Source organism: Paenibacillus sp. FSL R10-2199 (genome assembly GCF_038000235.1).
GTDB classification, from domain to species: Bacteria; Bacillota; Bacilli; order Paenibacillales; family Paenibacillaceae; genus Paenibacillus_AQ; species Paenibacillus_AQ phytohabitans.
This window is the reverse complement of the sequence record NZ_JBBOBO010000001.1, coordinates 4222840-4245162: the sequence shown is the minus strand read 5'-3', so window position 1 is coordinate 4245162 and position 22323 is coordinate 4222840. Positions and strand designations below refer to the sequence as shown.

Sequence of the window (22323 nt, the reverse complement as noted above, 5' to 3'; positions counted from 1 at the left end):
TCAATGAATATATATAATCAGCTTAAGATTGCATTCACTCTATATAACTATGTTCTCTATTATACGCCTACTGCTCAGTTCCCCCGCTGTCCGGGAAAAGAACCTCACCCGTCTTCAGCTCGATTTGCACAATATCCTGCAAGGTATTCGACAGCTCGCCCGGCGGATACGGTTTGGTCAGATATTTCTGCACTTTATCCATCATGCTCTTATCTTCCTTATCCAGCGCCGAGGAGATGACAATCGGCACATTCTCCGTGCGGGGATCATTCTTCAGCATACGGATCAGATCCCAGCCGTCCAGCTCTTCGCCGAGCATCAGATCCACGACGATAGCTACAAAAGGCGTCTTCACCGCCTGATCAAATGCTTTTTGCGGATGATAGTGGTGAGTCACTCTGAAGCCTTTGCCCTTAAGCTCCTCAGAGAGCAGCAGGGACAGGCTGTAATCGTCCTCGACGATCATCACATTTGGCTTCTGCTCCTTGTCGGCACTCCATTTATGCGGCTCCTCTTCATGACGGCTGCTCTCCGCATGGAGGACCGGCAGGCTGAACCACACCGTGGTGCCTTCGCCTTCAACCGAATCAATTCCGATCATCCCCTTCTGCTTCTCAATGATCTCCTTGCAGATCGCAAGTCCGAGACCCGTTCCGCCAATCCGCTTGGATGCACTGTTATCCACCCGGCGGAATTTCTGGAACAGCTGTCCGATCTGATTCTTCGGAATCCCGAGTCCATGGTCCTGAATCCGGACCATAACCGAATCCCGCTCATTATGCAGCGTTACCTTAATCTCATTGCTGCCTGGAGAGAACTTGATGGCGTTGCTCAGCAGGTTGGTCAGCACCTGGATAATCTTGTCCTTATCCACCTCGACCTCGGCGTTCAGCGCCTCATCCTCCAGAAGGATATGGTGGGTACCGCTAAGCTTGTACTGGTCAATTACACTTAGAACGGTCTCGCTGAGATTGACCGGCTCTGCATTGTACAGCTGTGTGCCGGATTCCATGCGCTGCAGGTCAAGGAAATCATTGATCAGCTCGGTCAGACGTTTGGCTTCCTTATGAATCGTTTCCAGATATTTCAGCTGCTTCTCCGGCTTCATTGTCTTGGATAACAGCAGCTCGGTGAAGCCCAGAACACTGGACAGCGGTGTCCGCAGCTCATGGCTGACGGTACTGACCAGCTCCGACTTCATCAGATCCAGCTCGTATTCACGGGTGATATCCCGGTGTACAAACAGAGTTCCCACCCGCGCTTCGCGGCGGAACACGGGAATCGCATAGACGTCGACATGCTTCATCGCTTCCTTGCCCAGGGAATACTTCATCGTGCTGGAATCCACGGAGTGCAAGGACATCGCTTTCTGATAGAACTGCCCCATCTCTTCCGATTCATTAACGCGCTCTATGAAGTGGTCCATCCAGCGCTCTTTGGGAATCAGCATCCCCTCGGTCCATTCATCATAGTCGAACAATTGGCTGAGAGCCTTGTTGATGTGCTGGATGACGCCTTCCGTGTTGACGAACTGGATGCCTTCATTGACATTGTTGACAATATCCCGGTTCAGCTTGCGGCCATTCTCGATTTCCTCATACATGAACAAACGCTCGATGGCCAGCGCCACCCGGTTCATCATCCCTTGAATTTCGCTGATTTCCTCTTCGGTGAAGGAATGCCCGATTCGTGTACCGCAGAAGATCGCCAGGATCTCATCCTCGGCATTGACTACAGTTGTATAGAAATCATAGCAGTAAACTTCTTTGGCGGAGATCCCCTGCTCTCTCGGGACTCCGGTCCGTTTCACAATATAGGACTTCTCCGTGCTCATCCGGTATAACATATCTTTGTTGTTTGCATCAATATAGCGCTCCACATTCTCCTGCGGAACCCCTTTGACCACCGATATCTTATCTTTGACCAGCAGAAAAAGACTGCTGTCGAACGAGTACAGCCGGTTCATGAACCTGCTGAATTTCTCGGCAAATTCCTGCTTGTCCAGCGTGTAGGTAATTTCATGATTGAGCTGGTTGTTAAGCTCCAGCATGATGGTGGTCTGCTCCGTGCTTTTAAGCGTCTCAGCCAGCTCCTGCTGGACACTCTTCATGGAGGTAATGTTGTTGGCAATCAGAATGTACTGGTAAATCTGACCCTCATCATTCAGATACGGCATGACCGTCAGCTGGAGCCAGACAGCAGAACCATCTTTTGCCACAATCTGCGACTCATCGCTCCATACACCGCCAGTCGACAGCTTGCGTATAATCTGCTCCATCGAAGTATCCGAAATATTATGCAGCTCAAACAAACGGAAGGTGTATCCGACAATCTCGGCGTTCTTGTAGCCGGTGTAGACGCTAATGTTATCATTGGCATATGTGAATACGCCCTTGCTGGACAGAATGGCTACGGCGGAGGTCTGGTTCAGCGCCTTCATCATACTTTCGATTTCGCTGAGTGAACGCTCCAGCTTGAACTGCTGATCCTGCAGCTCATCCTGCTGGGCATGCAGCTCTTCATTCTGCATCATCAGCTCTTCTTCTTTATCCTGGATACTCCGGGCCATATTAAGGAAGGCCTCATAAAGGCGGCCGATCTCATCATGCTTATGCAGCTTACCGAGCAGAACAGCCTCGCCTGCCGCCAGCGAATTCGTTGCTTCTTCCAGCTTAACAATCGGATCAAGCACCACTCTAAGCATCCGCCAGATCATCAGGGTGAAGAATAACAGCAGTACAGCGCTGAGCCCGAAGGCGATAAATGTGAAGGTATCCGCCTGCCTGATGGACTGAGAAGCCATGGCGTTCAGCTTGCTGTCCGAGCTTGTTTTGAATTCTTTGGTATAGGCCAGAAATTCATTCAGAGCCTGGGTGCTGCCGCCTTGAGAGAGATTGCGGATACCGGTATAATCATCGTTCTCCACCAGCCGGATCGCTTCAGGAAGGGTCTTGGTTTTGTACTGCTCATAGAATAACTTCAGATCATCCCGGTATTGCGCTTCTTCAGGCGACAGATTCAGAGCCGAATATTGCTCCAGAATTCCGTCAAGGCCCGTGAGTGCAGCATTCAGCAGCTTAAGCTCACCGTCGCTTTTGAGGGCAACATAACCTCTGGCCCGGAAAAAGACATCATTCAGCGTCGCCGCCAGCTCATTGATGGTCTCAGTCTTATGCTGCAATACACCGCGGTCATGCTTCAGCTTGTCCTGCTGGTTATTGATGTAGAAGAACAGGCCGATACCAGATAACATAATTGCAATAAACAGGATAAAGATAATCCGGAAATACTTGGTTTTGATGCTCACATCCGCAAGCTTATGGTTTCTCACTAAGAATGCCCTCCACGATCTGCAGCAGCTCCATCGGGCTGAACGGTTTAGGCATGAAATAACGCGCTCCGGCTTCCCTCGCCCTGTTACGGTCCATTTCCTGTGCTTTGGCTGTCAGCATCATAATAGGGGTCTTGTTCTTCAGCTCTTCATTCAGCTCACCGAGCACTTCAATTCCGGTCATTTCCGGCATCATATAGTCCAGAATCACGAGATCATAGGGGTCTGAAGTAAGCCGCGTTAGCGCCTCAACCCCATTCTCGGCGGTATGAATCTCTACGTCCTCCAGATCCTCCAGCGTATCTTCAATCAGCATGCGCAGTACATCTTCGTCGTCCACAATCAGTATTTTTTGCATAAACACTCACTCTCACTTTCAGTTCATCCACGGCTGGATACATTGCTATTAGAACAAGAATCTGTGGGCCAGGCGCTCAATCCGGGACAGCAGCTCCGGCACATGAAACGGCTTAATCACATAATCGTCCGCCCCCAGCTGCAGGGCATGGATAATATCGCGCTGATTATTGCGGCCTGTCAGCATAATCACCAGGATGTTCACTTCAGGATAGCCGCTGCGGATCTTCTCCAGAACCTCAAGCCCGTCGAGGCCGGGCATCACCCCGTCCAGCAGAATAATGTACTTCTCCTCCGGAACATACCAGTCCGATTTCAGAAAAAGCTCGCCGTCGGCATAACTGTTCACTTTCATTCCGGCGATATTCCCCGGCTCCCAGGAGGCGAAATTGCCGGTAATAATTCTGCGGATCAGCGGATCATCATCAACAATAATTACATTGAGTACCGTTTCCCTCTGGCCCGTTAACATTCCCTCGCTGTACAAGGTTGTCTGGTTTCGTCCGCTATACTTGCTGGAATACAAAGCCTGGTCTGCCTCGTCAATTAGTTTATCGGTATCCTGCTGCCGTTCGCTTATCTCTGTAATGCCGCAGGAGAAGGTAACATGGAAGTTTTCCCGTTTGGCACAGAATTCCCTGGAAGCGAATTTCTCCTGAATCCGTTCAATGACAAGCAGCGCTGAGTCCGCAGAGGTATTTGGCATGAACAGGGCGAATTCCTCTCCCCCGTAGCGGCACAGTGTATCTTCCGTACGAATTGAATCTCTGACCAGCTCCGAAAAAGTCTGCAGGACCTCGTCCCCCACAAGATGACCATACGTATCGTTGACATGCTTAAAGTAATCCAGATCCAGCAGCGCGAGCGAGAACGTCCGGCCCGTCCGTCTGAAGTCAGATGAGAGCATCTTCAGGGTCTGATTGAAATATTTCCGGTTAAAAGCACCCGTCAGCTCATCTACAATGATGGACTCCTGCCATTCTTTTTTCAGTTCAAACCGGTTCTTGATCAGCACCAGGAACAGGTCGATATCCACCGGCTTCCGGATGTAATCCATCACACCGAGCGAATAGGCATATTTCTGGACTTCCTTGGAGTGTTCACCGCTGATGATAATGATCGGAATCCGCTCTTTTTTGGCTTTGCCGATAATCTGGTTGAGCACATCAATCCCGCTGCGGTCCGGCAGCAGAATATCCAGCAGAATTAAATCCGGCTTGGTCTCATAAAAAATCTTAAGTCCGCGTTCAGCGGACAGGGCAATGCTTACATAGTATGACTGCTTCTCCAGCGACTCGCGCAAAAAAGCCACCAGCTCCACATCATCGTCAATGACCAGAATTTCGTACTGCTGGTGGGTGCTGCCATGGGACAACGCAATTCCCGGAATCTGGGGAGGCACTGCACCTGTAATTTCAGGCTCATCAAACAGCTCCAGCAGCGGATATAAATAGTCCCCCCACTCGGCTTCCGTCCAGCTTCTATGGTTATCATCCGAGAAATAGAGCAGAGAATTGCCGGAGAACGCCTCCACCGCGTCAAGGCCCACTGTCCCGGAAGTGCCTTTTAAATTATGCAGAAAGCGATAGATATCCCTTTCCTCAACTGCCGGCTGCTGCGACCACTTCTGCAAGGTTTGTCTGGTTCGCTGTTCAACCAGCTCTTTATATTTTCTCGTTGTCATAATAGCTCCTTCAGTTCGTTCCTTCATATCAATAGTTCATTCAAACCTTCAATTAATCATATTTTTAAGGCGGTGTCAATTTTAATCTGTTTTTGTCGAATTGCAAGCTCAAATCTCTGATCAGCCCTACAAAAAAGCTTTGGTTGATAACCTTCTATTCATTTGACATAATAATTGAAACCGTTCATTCCGTTAAAGCGGCAGCGGGCGGAGAAAACAGAGTAATCTATAATAGGAGGCTTTCAATTGAAGGGGATTATTACGGTACTGGGAAAAGACAAAGTCGGAATTATTGCCAAAGTATGTACATACCTCGCAGAACACAATCTGAATATTCTGGATATTTCCCAGACGATTGTGCAGGACTATTTCAATATGATGATGATTGTGGACATTTCCGCCCCAAGCAAATCCTTTGAAGAAATCGCACGGGATCTGCAGCATGTCGGTGAAGACATCGGCGTGGAAATCAAGCTTCAGCATGAAGATATCTTCAATATTATGCACCGGATCTAGCCGGTCGGCAAAGAGAGGAACAACCATACTATGATCTCAATTGGAGAAGTGCAGGAAACCAATAAAATGATCCGGGAAATGAACCTGGACGTGCGTACGATTACCATGGGCATCAGTCTGATGGACTGCGCGCATACGGATATGAAGATCTTTAACCGCAATGTGTATGACAAAATTACCCGTTCCGCCGAAAAGCTCGTGAAGACGGGTGAGGATCTGGAGCGTCAATTCGGCGTGCCGATCGTGAACAAACGTATTTCTGTTACTCCGATCTCAATCGCCGCCGGCGCCGTACATACCGATACTTATGTTCCTGTAGCACAGATTCTCGACAAGGCGGCCAAGGAGGTTGGCGTCAACTTTATCGGCGGTTACTCCGCACTGGTTCAGAAAGGCTGCACCAAAGGCGACCGGATTCTGATCGACAGCATCCCGGAAGCGCTGGCGGTGACGGAACGTGTATGCTCCTCCGTGAATGTCGGCTCCTCGCGCAGCGGCATCAACATGGACGCCGTGAAGCTGATGGGCGATATTATCATCCAGACTGCACAGCGCACCAAAGACCGCGATTCCATCGGCTGCGCCAAGCTGGTCGTCTTCTGTAACGCCGTTGAGGATAACCCGTTCATGGCCGGAGCCTTCCACGGTGTCGGCGAACGGGAATGTGTCATTAATGTAGGCGTCAGCGGTCCCGGCGTAATCAAGCGGGCGCTGGAAGAGGTGAAGGGACAGGACTTCGAGACGCTGTGCGAGACCATTAAGCGTACCGCCTTCAAGGTTACCCGCGTCGGGCAGCTCGTTGCCCAGGAAGCCTCCAAACGGCTGAATGTGCCCTTCGGCATCATCGATCTGTCGCTGGCTCCTACACCTGAAATCGGCGACTCCATCGCCGAGATCTTTCAGGTCATGGGTCTTGAAGAAGCTGGAGCTCCCGGCACTACGGCTGCGCTGGCCATTCTTAACGACAATGTCAAAAAAGGCGGGGTCATGGCCTCCTCCTATGTCGGCGGCTTAAGCGGCGCGTTCATCCCGGTCAGTGAAGACCACGGCATGATCCAGGCTGTTCAGCGCGGTGCACTGACGCTGGAGAAGCTCGAAGCAATGACTTGCGTGTGCTCCGTCGGCCTCGACATGATTGCCATTCCGGGCAGCACCAGCAAGGAGACCATCTCGGGTATCATCGCCGATGAAGCGGCGATCGGCATGGTCAATAACAAGACAACCGCGGTCCGCGTCATTCCGGTTATCGGCAAGGAAGTCGGCGAAATGGTTGAGTTCGGCGGCCTGCTGGGTTATGCACCGGTCATGGCGGTCAACCCGTTCAATTGTGCAGGCTTCGTTAACCGCGGCGGACGTATTCCGGCGCCGATCCACAGCTTCAAGAACTAGTACACCCTAATAGAGACAGGACGGCTGATTGAGCACCGCCCTTAAGAACTTAAGAACATAAAGACCCGTTACCTCTCCCGGCAGGGATGGATAACGGGTCTTTATGTTCTGCCCCCGGATTAACTCCGCGGCGTCTCCGGATGAACTGTAATACGGCTCATTTTGGCCGGGTCCATCATTAGGTAGATGTTCTGGATCTGCTCGCCGCTCCGGTCCGGAATCAGACAGATCACTCCTTTGATCTCCCCCTGATGGGTGAAGATCAGGCCTGGCTCGCCATTGACTATTCCATAATGCTGTTCCCATTCCCGCAGATAATGCATCACCCTGCGTGAGGTCAGCAGCGCCAGCACGCCTTTGCGGCCGGTCATCGGCCGGAGAATCGTATGCACTTCCTGTCCGCCGCCGTCAGCAACCAGCACAGGATGTTCCCCCAGCAGCTTCAGCATGCCGCCGACATCATAAGAGGTGAATGCGGCAGTGAAGCTCCGCAGCAGATTCTCTTTGACAGCTCCGTAACCGGGAGAAGGGGAAGGCGATGTAGCCGCACGCTCCGCCTGCAGTGTGCGCTTCGCCCGGCTGAAGATCTGCCGGCAGTTGCTCTCCGTCTTGCCCACCATCCCGGCAATTTCCTCGTAGTCGTACTGGAATGCCTCACGCAGCACAAATACGGCCCGCTCCGTTGGCGCCAGACGTTCCAGCAGCACCAGAAAAGCATACGATAGGCTATCCTTCCGCTCCGCCTCCGCTTCCGGACCATCATACCCTGTGCTGACCGGCTCCGGCAGCCACTCTCCGATATAGGTCTCTCTCCGGCTCCGCGCAGAATTCAGCATATTCAGGCAGCGGTTGGTTACGCCCTTGGCCACATAGGCTTTGATATTCTGGATACCGCTCCGGTCCCGGCGCTGGAGCTCAGCAAACGTATCCTGAACAGCATCCTCCGCATCCGCAACCACACCTAACATCCGGTAGGCAATGGAGAATGCATAACCTTTATAATTCTGATACAGCTCCTCCATACCTAAACTCTCCGCAGACGGACTCTCAGCCTCTATGCCTTCTTTATCCCGGACCTCCACGCGCTGCCCCTCCTTCACCCTTACGGCTATCTTAATTCAAGCTCAGTTGAAGCATCCGGGGAACATCCCCGTGGTAATGGCAATCCGGTTCCAGCTGTTGATCGTATTGATCGCCATAATCCAGTCTACCAGTTCCTCTTCGCTGAAATGCTCCAGTACCTTGTGATACAGCTCCGGCGGAACACCTGCCTGGCTGATCTGGGTTACATGCTCGGCGAATTCCAGCAGCACCCGTTCTTTATCAGTGAATATCGGCGCTTCACGCCAGACACTCAGCAGCAGAATATGATCGGCATAGTTGCCCAGCTTCATCAGATCCTTGGCATGCATATCCAGACAGAACGCACAGCCGTTAATTTGGGAGACCCGTATTTTGACCAGTTCATACAGTACTTTATCCTTGCTGCGGCTTCCTGCATGCTGCTCCAGTGTCATCATTGCCCGGAAAGCCGGCGCGTTAACCTCACGATAATTCATTCTCAGACTCATGTCCAATCGCCTCCATTAATGTTCTACATTACTGTAGACAAGATGGGGCCGGAGTTTGTGACAGATATCTAAATGTTATTTTGGATTACACCCGGACAAGTTCAATCTAAATAGCATTAATGTTGTACATATTGCAACTTAGACACATAGAAATCTGTGTGTTTGGTAGGATTGTTGCAGAAAATACAGGAATTATCGCGCTAAGCAGTTTGGAAGAAGAAAATTGCTGTTATTTGTACAACAATTATGGATTATGGCCGAGATTATGAGGGAAATGTTGTATTTTGTGCAGGATTCTAAAAAGGAGTAGTCAGCTTCACGCGTTCAATCTCTTAGCCCTGCGGGACGAGAACAGCCGCCAGCCTGTCAGCAGCGCCGATAACAGACAGATGGAAGACGAGGTCATGAAGACAACATGCATCCCCGAGAGGAAAATATCCGGTCGTCCTTCAATCAGTCCGGTCACCCGGTAGCCTGCCCTGCTGCTCATCACGTTGAACAGGATGGACGTAGCAACAGTGATTCCCACGACCATCCCTACATTGCGGACCAGCGAATTCACACTGCCTGCGGAGCCAAGCTGGGTACGCGGCACGGTCGACATCACAAGTGAATTGTTCGGCGAGCCGAACAAACCGCTGCCGATTCCGAGCATGGCAATCCATACGCCGACCAGCAGAACCGGACTGCCTTCATGCAGCCGGGCCAGCCCGAACTGGGCAATGACCATAACAATCAGCCCGGCAAAGGTCAGCAGCTCTGAACCAATCTTATCGGACAACGCCCCGCTAAGCGGCGCGACAATGACCATCGAGATCGGAAAGAGCATCAGCAGGAAGCCTGCACTGAAGGGCGACATATTCAGCATATTCTGCGCATAGAACGGCGCGATAATGTTGAAGCAGAAGTTGGAGACAAATACCAGAAATGCACATAAAATACTCAGTGAGAACAGCGGATTCTTAAACAGCGACAGCTGGAGCAGCGGCTGCTTGCGGCGCAGCTCCACCATCACAAAAGCAATAAAGGTTATAGCAGCCGCGATCAGGGAGGCCAGAATCCGGTTATCCCTATACCCAAGCTGCTGGCCAAGCAGCAGTCCGGCGAATAAAGTAATAATAAAGACAGCAAACAGCATGCTGCCGGGAAGATCGATTCTGGACTTCACCCGGACCAGATCCTTCGGCAGCACCTTCCAGCCGAGCACAATCGCAATCAGACCAATCGGAACATTTACCCAGAAAATATATTCCCAGCCCATAGTGGAAACAATGATCCCCCCGAGACTTGGCCCGGCTATACTGCCCAGTGATACGAAGGTTCCGATCAGTCCCAATGCCTTGCCCCGTTCGGTGGACGGGAAAATATCCGTAACAATCCCCTGGCTGTTCGCCATAGTCATCGAAGCGCCGACCGCCTGAACCACGCGCGCCGCAATCAGCAGCGGCAGACTGTGGCTTAGACCGCAGAGCAGGGAGCCGGCGGTGAATATAATCATGCCTAATTTAAAAATCCTGATCTTCCCGGCAATATCGCCCAGCTTCCCGAAGAACAGGATGACAGTGCAGATGGCCATCAAATATCCGGTAGTCACCCATTCTACTTGAGCAACCGGCAGCTGCAGCTCCTTCACCAGCACCGGCAGCGCAATATTCACAATACTTCCGTCCAGTGTTGACATAAATGTAAATAAATTCAGGACGATCAGAATAATCCAGCGTTTCCTCTGAATCACTGCATCCTCCTGGTATGTAGCACCTATACTGCTCATCTGCAAACACCCTCTTGCGTCATATTTCAAAACTAGTTGCATGCGCAACAAAACAGCCAATCCCAGTGTACTGCAAATTAGTTGCGCACGCAACCATATTGTTGTAGTATTTGAGGCAGACGATATTCCAGGTTATCCGGAAGACGTCATTATCCCCTGAAGAGGTGTCCGCCTGTGACTTCAAACAAAGAACCGATCGGCAAGCTGATCTCCCATCTTCACCGCCAGAATCAAAAAATCCTGGCCAAAGAGCTGTTGCCCTATGGTATCGGCAGCGGAGGGCAGCATAGCTTCCTTAAGCTGATCCTGAGCCACCCGGGGATTACACAGGATCAGATGACCAGTGAAATAAAATGTGATAAAGCCACCACCGCCCGCTCCGTGAAACATCTGGAGGCCTCGGGATATATCGAACGCCGGACCGATCCCAAGGACCGCCGCTCCTCCCTGCTGTACCCGACGGCCAAAGCACTCGAATTCGCCCCGGTATTCCAGTCACTGTTAAATGATTTCAACCGCAAGCTGTCTGCAGATCTAACCGGGGAAGAAATCGACACTCTGATTACTTTGCTCCATAAGGTCACGCGGAATTCAGAGCTGCTGAACGGGCAGAATTGACAGCAGCTTCTCTAGCGGCTGTGCAAGTTATCCAGCTCAGGTTAAATAGGATGTTATTATCCGTAAAACACAGCAGAGCAGCGGTTCTCCCGTCTTCTAGGGAGCCGCTGCTCTGCTGTTCGCTTATATTATAGTCTGCTTATAATCCCTACAGCAGATATATACCGTCCAGAATATAATCCCAGCTCTCCGCATCCCCCGCACGGTTCGGAATTCCCAGAGACGCAATACCGGGCAGCGGCCAGTCACGGTCGAGCACGGACTCCAGTCCATCGACACCGTTTACAATCAGAATATGGAAATCCCCGCCGGTTAAGGTGCGCAGCACTGTCTGAAGCTCACAGGCTTCCTCATACGTGCTCCCCCAGCGGATAAACAGCGCCTTCCGGCTCATCAGCAGGGTGTCCAGCAGGCGCTGGGAACGCATATTAATTTTTTGCTTGAAATCCGGGTAGACGTGGCTCCACTCCAGCCCCTCCAGCACCGGAAAGTCATGCACTGAAATTACATTATAATGAAAGTCCTTCACAAAATAGGATTTGACCGGCTGGACGACTTCATTGTCCACAAACACATCATTGCCATCGATCACACCCATATTCGGAAGCTCCATATACCCCGAGAAACGCTGGCCCAGCAGCCGGTTCACATCCGTAAGCGATAACGACACCACCCAGTCCAGCGGCGAAGAAAATACCCGGAGGCCTCTGCGGCGCAAATGGGCTGCAGGCTCGCATGAGCTTCCCAGACTGACAATGCAATCATATCCTCCCCTGATTTCCTCAAATTTCATCCGCGCTCACCTCTCACCCTTATTTCTATATTAAATGCCGCCGGTAATTGAAATGTTTGGATCATAGATGAGGAATGTTTTGCAGAGTCTGGTGAAACAGGTTAGAATGTAACCCAATATGAAAACCATGTAATTTCAGAAAGGATGCCAAGATCATGTCGATTGCCACTGTTAAAGAACATTTTCGTAAATTCTCCCGCGAGCAGGATGTACAGGAGTTTGCTGCCTCCAGCGCTACTGTAGAGATGGCAGCCGCTGTGATTGGCGTCATTCCGGCCAGAATTGCCAAAACCCTCTCCTTCCGCGGTGCACAGGAAGATGCCATACTCATCGTTGCGGCTGGAGATGCCAAGATTGACAACAGGAAATTCCGCGAGACCTTCGGGTTCAAGGCACGGATGCTAAGTCCGGATGAAGTCTTCGAACAGACCGGACATGAGATCGGCGGGGTTTGTCCCTTCGGGCTGGTCCGTCCGCTGGATGTATATCTGGATGAATCCATGAAGCGGTTCAGCACGCTTTTCCCGGCCTGCGGCAGCACCAATTCCGCCATTGAACTAACCTGCGCTGAACTTGCCGAATACTCCGGAAGCCGGGCATGGGTCGATGTCTGCAAAGGCTGGAAGGAAGAACCTACACCATCTCAGATCGGAGACAACACCTGATTATGAAACACGCTGCAACTAAATCTGTACCTTCACCCGGCAAGGAACGTTTCCCGTTATCCCTGCTGGTCCTTACACTTGGCGCCTTCGCCATCGGCATGACCGAATTCATCATCATGGGGCTGCTGCCCAATGTCGCCAGTGATCTCGGCGTAACCATCTCCCAGGCCGGCCAGCTGATTACAAGCTATGCGCTAGGCGTAGCCATCGGAGCGCCTGTGCTGACTGTCTTCACCCACCGGCTGCCGCAGAAAAAGCTGCTCGTCATCCTCATGGGTATTTTCATCTTCGGCAACGCCGTATCCGTTATAGCGCCTACCTATCCGCTGCTGATTATTGCCCGGGTATTGACCGCCTTCGCCCACGGAACCTTCCTCGGGCAGCAGCTCGGCTGGAGGGCTTCCTTCGGCGCCATCACCGTGCTGGGCATTATCTCTCTCTTTGGGATTATCCGCTTCATTCCTGTCATTATTCAGGAGCAGACAGCCAATCTTGCCGAGCAGGTGCGCGGGCTGATGAATCCCAAGGTACTGCTGATTCTGCTTACGGGAGCGCTGGGCTGCGGAAGCCTGTTCGCTTTGTTCACCTATATCACGCCAATTCTTGAAGACATCACCGGCTTCGCCGAGCATAGTGTCACCTGGATTCTGGTATTGTTCGGAGTTGGCGTTACCCTTGGCAATATCGCCGGCGGCAAGCTGGCCGACTGGAAGCTGATGCCTTCCCTGATCGTCAACTTCGCCGTGCTGGCCGGCATTATCGCATTATTCCCGCTGACGCTGCATCATCCGGTCCTTGCCGTTGCCAACGTCTTTCTCTGGGGGATCGCCGCATTCGGAATAATGCCCGGCATTCAGCTGCGGATCATGAATCTGGCACATAAAGCACCGCTGCTGGCCACCACCTCCAGCCACTCGGCGCTGAATCTGGGCAATGCCGCCGGTGCTTATCTCGGCGGGGTGACCATCAACACACTGGGAATCGCCACGATTCCGTGGCTGGCCTCGGGCCTTGCCGTTCTGGCCCTGTGCGGAGCATGGCTCAGCTATCGCTCCACCCGGGCGAATCGGGCGGAGCATGGACTCGCTGCTGAGATCGGCAAATCTGCCTGAGGAAGCCACAGGCTTATCCTTGGACAGCTATTTATTTTGGAGTAAGATCAACGTGAGCACTTGGGTGGACGCTGCGCGAACGGACCGTTGTTCCAATCGCTGTGCTCTCCAGATTTTTTTCATTCCCCTTAGCGGTGAAAATCCGGAGACCAAGGCGACCGCATTCGCTTTTCCACAATCGTTCCGTCCGCTCCGCTGTTTAAGCGGGAATTGTATTTTTAACCTTAAAAACAAACAAAGAAATTGCTTGTTTTGGTAAAATGGAGGTACCCCCAACCATTCCCAGAGGAGCGATTCCTTTGTACATTCAATAATCCCTGGGCCAACTTTGCTTGCCAATGGATCCCGATGAAGATATCCCGGAAGATCACCTCGTTCGTATTGTAAATACCTTCGTCAACCGGCTGGACTACTCTATCTTTAACGCGGTTTTCCCTGGGGGTGGCCGTGACAGACGAAAAATACGTTTCCTTTGAGTATTACTTTGTAAACGGCACCAAAATTGAGGTGAACTCCAATCGTTACACATTGTTTTGGGGAAAGCGGTCAGTACACACAAAGCCAAACTGGAGGATAAGGTACGTTCCCTGTTCGCTGAAATTGAAGCAGCCGAAAAGCAGGAATAGCAAGAGAAATTCGAGAATCTGACTCGTCAGTATAATATCTACTTTTGGGACAGCCTCTAATTTCTGTTACCTGCATCTTTTGCGGATATGCTGATCCCTGTTCACCGTTTCCTCTTTACGATTCCTGTTCACTGGCTGTTGCTGTCATCCTGCTTACTCTCTGCCTCCCGGATGTTCACAATTTGCGTGACCTCCCGCGTAATTTGTCCGCCGCCCATGTTCATCCATTTCACGGTGAATTGATCAAAAGAGCTCAGCGGCGCATCGCCGACGATAATGTTAAGGAACGTCTCACTCTCCAGCTTCTGCAGCGCCGGCCACTTCGCCGCCATATGCAGCGTACTTCCGTAATACACGCTGCGCACTCCCTCAACGGCTGTTGTGGACAATACGGCTACCCCGTATTTGTAGGCGTTGGCCGCCTTCCAGCCCTCCAGATTCTTCTTCGGCTGCTCTTCCTCCGCCAGCCAGCGGTCATAGATCAGCCGGGTATCGGGGTCGAGCGCATCCGGGTCGATCTTGCCGTGCAGCGCCTGCTGGATATCCGCATAATGCTTCTCGATGGCATCGCTATAATCAATCAGCAGATCGAACGGATAATAGGCCCGCGGCTGAATACCGGTCTGCGCTGCGAAATCATCCAGCTTCCCGACCTCCTCCACGTTCGGATCCCGTCTTCTTTCCAGCCGGGTGAACACATTCAGCAGCTTCACTACAGCCTCGGGATGCTCGTATCCTTTGCGGACAACCAGATAACGGTCCGTGACCGGGGCTATATGGGCTACGAATTTGCCGGACTCATCCAGCGGTGCGGCGTAGGCCCGCCATTCGGCTTTGGTATCCTGGGCAACCGCTTCCGACAACGGATAGAAGGGCATCCACCAGGGCCCGAAGAAAATTCCGGCTTTGCCGGCAATAATCGGCTCCTGGGTTTCTTTGTACAGCGCAAACTCAGGATCAATTAATCCCTGTTTGTACCATGCGGCGAGCTGGCCCAGCGCTTTGCGTGTCTCCGGGGTAACCGAGCCATAGACTACGTTACCGCTGCTGTCCTTAATCCAGTTGGTCGGGAAGGAATGAAAGGCGCTGAACACGGCGTCCAGACCGTTCACATACGGCTTGGTCCCGTACACAATATTCTTGTACGCGCTAATGCCCACGGTATCACGCTTGCCGTTGCCGTCCGGGTCCTTGTCGATAAAAGTTCTGGCGATCGCCTCAATATCCCCAAGCGTTCGCGGAGCCGGCAGCTCCAGCCGGTCCAGCCAGTCCTGGCGGACCCACAGCAGGGAGGTCGAATCTGCATGAATGGCTACATTCGGCAGTCCGTACAATCTTCCGCCCCGCTGCGCATCGGCTAGAGCTTCGCCATGAGTCGAATCGTACATATCCTTGATCAGTCCGGAGCCGTACTGCTCATACGTATCGGTCAGATCCTCAATCATGTCGCTTGATATCAGCTTGCTGAGCTGATCCCGGTCCACCACCATCGCATCCGGCAGATCATTGCTGTCTATGGCCAGCTGCGCTTTTTGTGTAAACGGCTCTTCGCCTTTCGCTTCCCAGGAATGAATGACTCTGATGTTCGTCAGGCTCTCCAGATAGCGGGAGATCGGATTATTATCATTGCTGTCGCCTGTAGTCAGCCGGGAATCCGGCACCTTGAAGCCGATCCGCATCACGACCGGCTCCTCATACCGGCCGTAAGCAGCGGCATCGGCAGCATTAGCGGCCGGCGCTGTCCGTTCCGCAGGCCCCCCTGCACCGCTGCTGCGGCAGGCGGACAGACTGAGCAGCAGCAATAGAGGCAGGGAATATCTCATGACCCGGTTCACCGCTCCCCCATCCCTTCAGCACGGTATTCACTGGGCAGCTTGCCTACATGCTCACGGAACAGCCTGCTGAAATAGCGGTCATCCTCAAAGCCGGACCGGCAGGCAATTTCGCAGACCGGCGCATGGGTATCGCGCAGCAGGGATTTGGCCAGCTCCAGCCGCATGCTGCGTAGGCTGTCCCCGAAGGTCTCCCCGGCAAAGCGGGCAAAGCACTGGCTGAAATAGCCGCGGCTCATATTAATGGCGGCGGCTACATCGCCCTGATTGATTTTATCCCCGGCATGGCTCTTCATATAGTTCACAGCGCTGATCAGGCAGAACATCACTTCTTTGCTCATGCCCAGCTCAATCATCCGCTGCTGAACCTGAGCGGAGAACTGGCGCAGCCAGCTTTTCCACTGGCACCAGTTCCGGTTGCGGTGTGCCGATAGTGCAAGCTCCGCCGCCTCCTCCGGCTTCATCAGCAGCCCGCTCCAGTTGCGCAGCAGCTCCCTTCCAAACTCAGCAACCGCCTCCTGGCGCGGCTGCCGGGACAGAACGGCTGCGTTGAAGTCTTCCCAGGCTCCCCGCTCAAGCGTCCACCGGAGATTCACTGCACGCACCAGCGGCTCCGGTTCCTCTACAGCGGCAGCGGGACGATGCCTTCCGGCAACCGTTTTGAGTTCATCATAGCTCAGCTTGGGCAGCTCAGATTCACCGGTATAATAGAACAGTGCCTGCGGAACCGTCCGTTCCAGAACCTCCTCCAGCTCCTTCAGCGGCTGATCACGCACCCCTTCTACAAGTACAGCTGCCCAGCCTGCTCCAAGCACGGCCTCCAGCTCACGGCGGATTTCTTCCACGGCCACACGGCAGGGAAGCGGGGTCATCCACAGGTTCTGGAATGAGATCAGCGGATGGTTCTTGACCAGTGACAGTTCAAACAGCTCCGCTTCCTTCCCTTCAGGCTCCAGGGGCAGATAGAGCAGAGCCTTGTCTGCAGACATAACCTTCAGTTCGCCGGATACCAGGGCGCCCCGGTTGCCGTCCTCCCACCTGATCCGCTCCACCAGCCTGCGGATGGTTTCGTCGGCATTCTCCACCTCCAGCAGCGTTTTAACAATATAATCGACCGCTCCCAGCCGCAGTGCCTCCTGCACATAATCGAATTCATGGTGGCAGGTGAGCACCACACAGCGGACAGCCGGAAACCGCAGCCTGACCTGGCGGATCAGCTCGAACCCGGTCATGCCCGGCATTGTAAGATCCACGAACAGCAGATCCGTCTCCTGCTGGCGGAGCAGCTCCAGTGCAGCATTGCCGTCCCCCGCTTCACCGGTAATCACCACCCCGAAGGACGGCCAGTCAATCAGCGAGATGAAGCCTTTGCGCACCAGCCGCTCGTCATCCACGACCACAGCTTTAATCATTGAAGTCCTCCTTGCTCTTAATGGGTATGATGATGGATACCGTTGTCCCGCCGCTCTCCCCGCTGAGAATCTCCAGACTCATCTGCTCCCCGTAATACATGCGCAGCATCCGCATCACATAAGCGAAGCCGATACCAAGCCCCCGTCTCCGTACGGTCTCCTCCGCAAGCAGCTCCTCAATCTTCGCCTGATCCATTCCCGCACCGTTGTCCTGCACAATGAGCTGCACTTCATTCGTACCGTGCGCGGTAATGATTACATCCACCTTGCCGTTGTCACTCAGTCCGTGATAGATGGAGTTCTCGACCAGCGGCTGCAGCAGGAACCGGGGAACCGCAGCGGACAGCACCTCCGGATCGGTCTCTACATTGAACTCGAATTCATAATCGTAACGGATACGCTGCAGCTCCATGTAATTACGGATCGCTTCAATCTCCTCCCCGATGGTGACGATGATGCTCTGCTTGCCGAGGTTATAATGCAGCACCTTCACCAGCAGGGTAACCAGCTTGTCAATCTCCTTCTGTCCGTTCAGCCGGGCGAGCCACTGCACCGTATTGAGCGTATTATGCAGGAAATGCGGATTGATCTGGCTGAGCAGCTTCTCAATCTCGAACTGGCTTTTCTGCTTCTCATTGCGGGCCACAGCCAGAATCAGCTCATTCACCTGATCCTTCATCTGCTGGAAGTTGCTCAGGACAGAATCGAATTCCTCCACATTCGTGAATGCTACCGGCGTGGTGACATTCTCCGCCATGCGGATAATTTCGAGATTGACCTTGCGCAGCGGACCATAGACCCTTCTCCAGATCAGCCAGGCCAGAAATCCTGCGAACAGGAGGGTGAGCAGCGCCAGCAGAATCATTTTGTAGATCCAGGTGTAAATCTCACTGTTGAACACCGACCGTTTGACCACGGCTACAAGCTTCCAGCCCTGCGGACTCTCATAGCGGAACAAATGATAGCCATTCAGCACCTCATGCGCAGATCCGCCGCTCCGGCTGGCCTGTTGTACGATCCTTTCCGGCACTTCACCGTCAATGACATGCGTAAGGGTGCCGCTCTGATTCACCAGGAGATGATTAACCTTCATTCCGTAGGCTTCCTGATTGAAAATTTTGCGCAGCAGACTGTAATTGGTCTCCAGATAGATATACAGCTCATGCTGCCCGCTCACCCGTACGATCCGCCGCTCCGAGAAGACGACATTATCGCCGACAGCATACATCGTGCCATGCGGACCATAATAATCAGCCCCGTTATAGCGCATGAACGAAGGCAGGCTGCTGAGATCGAAGCCCCTTCGCGTACTCATGTTGGTGAACAGCACCGGATCATCACTGTCAGGCATGATATAGGCGGTCAGACCGATATAGGGATTGGTGAAGTTGACCAGGTTGATCTTCTGATTAATCGAATTCATCATTTGCGACTTGCGGTAGATCTGCTTCTCCTGCAGAAAAGAAGACATCTCCTCCACAATCTGTCCGTCCAGCGCAAACTGCTTGGAGGCGAAATCCAGATTGTCGATGGCATTCTCCAGGCTCAGCGCTTCCTGGCGCAGACTGGCACTGATGCCGCTGCCGATTTTGCCGGACAGAATGGAATAGATGGAAGTGTAGGATATGAAGCCGACAATCAGCAGCGGCAGCAGCGTACCGATCAGCAAATAAATCACCAAAGTAGTCCGCAGGGACTTCCCCTTCGGCGGATGGCCTGCTTGCTTCTTTCCAGGCATGGGGCCGGACCTCATCTCTTAATGAAAGCGTTTCAATATATAGAATCAGAATACCAGATTTTTCTTATTCTGAAAATAAGAAGGCAGAACAGCCCGGTCGCTGCCCTGCCTATTCCCTATCCGCTTCCGCTTACTTCACACTTTTGCGGGCTTCGAACAGCTCTTCCGCTTTCTTAACGGAGAAGTCCATCACGTCCTGATAGCCGAGACCGTTAACTTTGTCATGCATTTCTTTGTTCAGCTTATCGAATTCCGCCTGGTTTTTGGCGAAGACCATCTTCCAGGAGATCTGCTGGATCACGGTACCGATCTGCTTGTTCTTCTGCTCCAGCGTTTTGTCCATCGTCAGCGGCTCTTTGCCGGTGAAGCCCTGTGGAGCTACGGCGAGCAGATTATTTTTCTCGAAATATTCCTTGGCCGTAAGCACGCCCATCTTCGCTCTCCAGTCACTGTCGAGCTTCGACGGATTGCGTTCCAGTGTGGTCTGCCACAGATTGTGGTCATACGGCTCATTCGTAGCCGGATTCACCATCGCCGGAACCACGAAGGAGAAGTTCATCTGATTCGAGCCGTAATAGTAGTCGCCGCCGCCGTATTCCTCGGGAACCTGCGTGTTCTGCTGATCGGCATAAGCCTTCCAGCCGAAGTCGGTCACGACCGGCTTGCCGCTGCTGTCAATATCCCAGGCCAGTCCCTGCGGTCCATTGGAGACTGCCGTTCCGCTGCCTGCCGAGATCATTGCGCCTTCCGGTGTGTACATCCAGTTGATGAACTCCATGATACGTGCCGGCTCTTTGGCCTTGGCACCGATGGCGATAATTCCGTTGCCGCCGTATACGTTGAAGCCTGTGGAGTACATCAGCTCATCCTTGAACGGTACAAGCGCGAACCCTTTGCCTTCTGCGGTTCTCTCCGGTGTATTGTAGTTGGCTGCGCCCAGCCACGGGAACCAGGAGAAGAGCAGGCGGCCGTCCTTGTATTTCGCCACCACATCATCGAATTTCTGGGTAAGCGAGTCCGGGTCAAGCAGGCCCATCTGATTCGCTTCGAAGTAGAGCTTGAGCGATTTCATATACCAGCTGTCCTCGGAGAGGAAGTCATAGTACTTCTCTTCATCCGCCTTGACATACAGCGCGGTATCCGCTATTTCGTCATAGCCCATCATGTTGGCGAACTGCTTCGCCAGCGTCATTTTATAGTTGCCGTCCCAGTCGGACCATAAGGAGAAAGCATAGGTTTTCTTCCCCTGCTCATTCTTCGGCTCCAGCTCCTGCATCTGCTTCAGCACCGGGAGATAATCCTCGATCTTGCTGATTTCAGGTGCACCAAGCTGCTGATACAGGTCCCAGCGCAGGTCGGGTCCCCAGGTCATATCCTTGCCCTCGGAAGGTCCTGACGGGTTGGTTGCCACGTTGTTGCCGATACCGAAGACAGAGCTTCCGCCGCCAAAGGCCACTTTAGCCTTCTCGACCGCTTTGGGGAACTGCTTCACGATATCCGCGCCGTATTTGTCCAGCAGGCCGTCCTGCGTCCAGTCCAGCAGCAGCTTGCCTTTGATCGCGTTCGGATAATGGTTCTTGTCATCCCCGAAGATGATGACATCGCCGAGATCGCCGGAGGCCATCATGGCTGAGATTTTGGTGTCCCCGCCTGTAAGGTTGGAGGCGACAATATCCAGTTCAATGTTGAATTTGTCCTTGATGACTTTGGCGAACCAGCCGATTTGCGGGCCGGCGTAATTGGCCGTTGTCGAGAATACGGTCAGCTTGAGCGGCTTGGAATGGTCCAGCGCCCCGTCTGCCGGAGCCGCTGTGGCCTCTGTGCCGGCGGCTGGCGTGGCTTCGGCCGCCGGCTTATCCGTGCTGGCCGCCGTGCCCGAATTGCCTGAATTTCCGTTGCCTCCGCCGCAGGCTGCCAGAACCAGCACCATTATCGTGCTTAGCAGAAGTAGCGATACTTGTCTAAATCTGAATCTCATTGCTTCATACCCCCTGATATATTAGTTCGGTCAGCCTTTGACGGCCCCGATCATGATGCCTTTGACGAAGAAACGCTGAAAGAACGGATACACAATCAGAATCGGCATCACTACGATCATGGTGACCGTCATCCGTACCGACGTCGGAGTCTGCATATTCTGGATGCTGGCCGCCATATCCGGTGAATTGCGGATCAGCGCGGCGAGCGAGCTGGATTCGTTCAAATACCGCCAGAGCAGGAACTGCAGCGTGTAATATTTCGTGTCGGTCATCAGGAACGCCGTATCAATGAAGGAGTTCCACTGGTTGACCGCCGAGAAAATCGTAATCGTCGCCAGAATCGGCGTGGTCAGCGGCACAATGATGCTCCAGAATACCCGCAGGTATCCAGCGCCGTCCATCGCTGCCGATTCCTCCAGGGAAGGCGGAATTGCCTCCACGAAGGTTTTGACCAGAATAATGTTGAACGGGGTAATAATCGTCGGCAGAATATAGGCCAGATAATTGTTGGTCAGATGCAGATTGTGCATCGTGATGTACCAGGGGATCAGCCCCGCGCTGAAATACATCGTGACCACAATGCTGCGGTACCAGATCTGCCGGCCCCACATTTCTTTCTTGGTAAACAGATAGCCGAGAAAAGCCGATGCCCCAACCGTCAGGAACGTGCCGACTACTGTTCTGTAGACCGAGACCAGTGCCGCGTGGCTTAGCCCGCTGATCTTCAGCACCTTGAAGTAGTTGTCGAAATGAATCTGCCGCGGATAGAACTTGATATAGCCTCCGGCACTTAGATCATTGGAGCTAATCGTGTTAATGAACAGATAATAGAACGGATAAATACAGCTCAGGGTGAATAATCCGAAGAGCAGATAGATGATTCCCTGAAAGAGGGCATTGCCCGGTTTAAGCTTGTTCCGCATGTGGAA

Annotated in this window: 17 protein-coding genes; 5 read left to right on the top strand and 12 right to left on the bottom strand. The window is 52.9% G+C overall.

What is annotated here, in order from left to right; all coding sequences use genetic code 11:
- Window positions 1–67: 67 nt before the first annotated feature.
- The 3 genes from NYE33_RS18265 to NYE33_RS18255 are packed head-to-tail and all read right to left on the bottom strand — an operon-like array spanning window position 68 to window position 5372.
- The gene (locus NYE33_RS18265; protein ID WP_341066882.1) at window positions 68–3331 is read right to left on the bottom strand and encodes an ATP-binding protein; all 3264 of its coding nucleotides are present in this window, start codon (window positions 3329–3331) and stop codon (window positions 68–70) included.
- Complete coding sequence (locus NYE33_RS18260) at window positions 3318–3689, bottom strand: response regulator (RefSeq protein WP_042138476.1); 372 nt, start codon at window positions 3687–3689, stop codon at window positions 3318–3320. Before NYE33_RS18260 ends, NYE33_RS18265 begins: the two co-directional genes overlap by 14 nt.
- Before the next feature lie 48 nt (window positions 3690–3737).
- Window positions 3738–5372 (bottom strand): GGDEF domain-containing response regulator, encoded by a 1635-nt coding sequence (locus tag NYE33_RS18255; RefSeq protein ID WP_042138478.1) that lies wholly within the window; start codon window positions 5370–5372, stop codon window positions 3738–3740.
- A gap of 246 nt (window positions 5373–5618) precedes the next feature.
- Between NYE33_RS18255 and NYE33_RS18250 the strand changes: the two genes are divergently transcribed.
- Together NYE33_RS18250 and NYE33_RS18245 are read left to right on the top strand one after the other, a co-directional pair.
- Window positions 5619–5888, top strand: a complete 270-nt coding sequence (locus NYE33_RS18250) for an ACT domain-containing protein (RefSeq protein WP_039293974.1) — start codon at window positions 5619–5621, stop codon at window positions 5886–5888.
- Window positions 5889–5921: 33 nt separating this feature from the next.
- Window positions 5922–7277 (top strand): PFL family protein, encoded by a 1356-nt coding sequence (locus tag NYE33_RS18245; protein ID WP_269323278.1) that lies wholly within the window; start codon window positions 5922–5924, stop codon window positions 7275–7277.
- 119 nt (window positions 7278–7396) lie between these two features.
- Here the strand turns inward: NYE33_RS18245 and NYE33_RS18240 are convergent, their stop codons facing one another.
- The 3 genes from NYE33_RS18240 to NYE33_RS18230 all read right to left on the bottom strand — a co-directional run bounded on the left by NYE33_RS18240 (window position 7397) and on the right by NYE33_RS18230 (window position 10619).
- Window positions 7397–8359: a sigma-70 family RNA polymerase sigma factor gene (locus NYE33_RS18240; protein WP_371916265.1), complete on the bottom strand. Its 963-nt coding sequence runs from the start codon at window positions 8357–8359 to the stop codon at window positions 7397–7399.
- Window positions 8360–8401: 42 nt separating this feature from the next.
- The gene (locus NYE33_RS18235) at window positions 8402–8848 is read right to left on the bottom strand and encodes a carboxymuconolactone decarboxylase family protein (RefSeq protein ID WP_341066881.1); all 447 of its coding nucleotides are present in this window, start codon (window positions 8846–8848) and stop codon (window positions 8402–8404) included.
- A 316-nt stretch (window positions 8849–9164) separates the two neighbouring features.
- Window positions 9165–10619, bottom strand: a complete 1455-nt coding sequence (locus NYE33_RS18230; RefSeq protein ID WP_341066880.1) for an MFS transporter — start codon at window positions 10617–10619, stop codon at window positions 9165–9167.
- 174 nt (window positions 10620–10793) lie between these two features.
- Between NYE33_RS18230 and NYE33_RS18225 the strand changes: the two genes are divergently transcribed.
- Entirely contained in the window at window positions 10794–11237 is a 444-nt protein-coding gene (locus NYE33_RS18225) for a MarR family winged helix-turn-helix transcriptional regulator (protein WP_039293985.1), read from the top strand.
- A gap of 148 nt (window positions 11238–11385) precedes the next feature.
- On the opposite strand, the gene NYE33_RS18220 is transcribed toward NYE33_RS18225, so the two are convergent.
- Window positions 11386–12030 carry a DUF1796 family putative cysteine peptidase gene (locus tag NYE33_RS18220; protein ID WP_340986387.1) on the bottom strand — a complete coding sequence of 215 codons (645 nt, stop codon included), beginning with the start codon at window positions 12028–12030 and terminating at the stop codon, window positions 11386–11388.
- Window positions 12031–12185: 155 nt separating this feature from the next.
- On the opposite strand from NYE33_RS18220, the gene NYE33_RS18215 reads away from it, so the two are divergent.
- Both NYE33_RS18215 and NYE33_RS18210 read left to right on the top strand, forming a co-directional pair.
- Window positions 12186–12695 carry a YbaK/EbsC family protein gene (locus NYE33_RS18215; RefSeq protein ID WP_341066879.1) on the top strand — a complete coding sequence of 170 codons (510 nt, stop codon included), beginning with the start codon at window positions 12186–12188 and terminating at the stop codon, window positions 12693–12695.
- A 2-nt stretch (window positions 12696–12697) separates the two neighbouring features.
- Window positions 12698–13807: an MFS transporter gene (locus NYE33_RS18210; RefSeq protein WP_341066878.1), complete on the top strand. Its 1110-nt coding sequence runs from the start codon at window positions 12698–12700 to the stop codon at window positions 13805–13807.
- Window positions 13808–14561: 754 nt separating this feature from the next.
- Here the strand turns inward: NYE33_RS18210 and NYE33_RS18205 are convergent.
- The 5 genes from NYE33_RS18205 to NYE33_RS18185 all read right to left on the bottom strand — a co-directional run bounded on the left by NYE33_RS18205 (window position 14562) and on the right by NYE33_RS18185 (window position 22317).
- Window positions 14562–16268: an ABC transporter substrate-binding protein gene (locus NYE33_RS18205; RefSeq protein WP_341066876.1), complete on the bottom strand. Its 1707-nt coding sequence runs from the start codon at window positions 16266–16268 to the stop codon at window positions 14562–14564.
- Complete coding sequence (locus NYE33_RS18200; protein ID WP_341066873.1) at window positions 16265–17677, bottom strand: response regulator transcription factor; 1413 nt, start codon at window positions 17675–17677, stop codon at window positions 16265–16267. Before NYE33_RS18200 ends, NYE33_RS18205 begins: the two co-directional genes overlap by 4 nt.
- The gene (locus NYE33_RS18195; protein ID WP_341066871.1) at window positions 17670–19415 is read right to left on the bottom strand and encodes a sensor histidine kinase; all 1746 of its coding nucleotides are present in this window, start codon (window positions 19413–19415) and stop codon (window positions 17670–17672) included. Before NYE33_RS18195 ends, NYE33_RS18200 begins: the two co-directional genes overlap by 8 nt.
- A 130-nt stretch (window positions 19416–19545) precedes the next feature.
- The gene (locus NYE33_RS18190) at window positions 19546–21393 is read right to left on the bottom strand and encodes an ABC transporter substrate-binding protein (protein WP_076243309.1); all 1848 of its coding nucleotides are present in this window, start codon (window positions 21391–21393) and stop codon (window positions 19546–19548) included.
- A gap of 30 nt (window positions 21394–21423) precedes the next feature.
- A complete protein-coding gene (locus NYE33_RS18185) occupies window positions 21424–22317 on the bottom strand; it encodes a carbohydrate ABC transporter permease (RefSeq protein ID WP_076243310.1) in 894 nt (297 codons plus the stop codon).
- Window positions 22318–22323: the final 6 nt, after the last annotated feature.

Bases quoted from the DNA above. Each gene is read 5' to 3' on its own strand.
- NYE33_RS18230 (WP_341066880.1), bottom strand. From the start codon at position 10,619: ATGAGCAGTATAGGTGCTACATACCAGGAGGATGCAGTGATTCAGAGG.
- NYE33_RS18200 (WP_341066873.1), bottom strand. From the start codon at position 17,677: ATGATTAAAGCTGTGGTCGTGGATGACGAGCGGCTGGTGCGCAAAGGC.
- NYE33_RS18210 (WP_341066878.1), top strand. From the start codon at position 12,698: ATGAAACACGCTGCAACTAAATCTGTACCTTCACCCGGCAAGGAACGT.
- NYE33_RS18215 (WP_341066879.1), top strand. From the start codon at position 12,186: ATGTCGATTGCCACTGTTAAAGAACATTTTCGTAAATTCTCCCGCGAG.
- NYE33_RS18185 (WP_076243310.1), bottom strand. From the start codon at position 22,317: ATGCGGAACAAGCTTAAACCGGGCAATGCCCTCTTTCAGGGAATCATC.
- NYE33_RS18220 (WP_340986387.1), bottom strand. From the start codon at position 12,030: ATGAAATTTGAGGAAATCAGGGGAGGATATGATTGCATTGTCAGTCTG.
- NYE33_RS18255 (WP_042138478.1), bottom strand. From the start codon at position 5,372: ATGACAACGAGAAAATATAAAGAGCTGGTTGAACAGCGAACCAGACAA.
- NYE33_RS18195 (WP_341066871.1), bottom strand. From the start codon at position 19,415: ATGCCTGGAAAGAAGCAAGCAGGCCATCCGCCGAAGGGGAAGTCCCTG.
- NYE33_RS18190 (WP_076243309.1), bottom strand. From the start codon at position 21,393: ATGAGATTCAGATTTAGACAAGTATCGCTACTTCTGCTAAGCACGATA.
- NYE33_RS18235 (WP_341066881.1), bottom strand. From the start codon at position 8,848: ATGAGTCTGAGAATGAATTATCGTGAGGTTAACGCGCCGGCTTTCCGG.
- NYE33_RS18260 (WP_042138476.1), bottom strand. From the start codon at position 3,689: ATGCAAAAAATACTGATTGTGGACGACGAAGATGTACTGCGCATGCTG.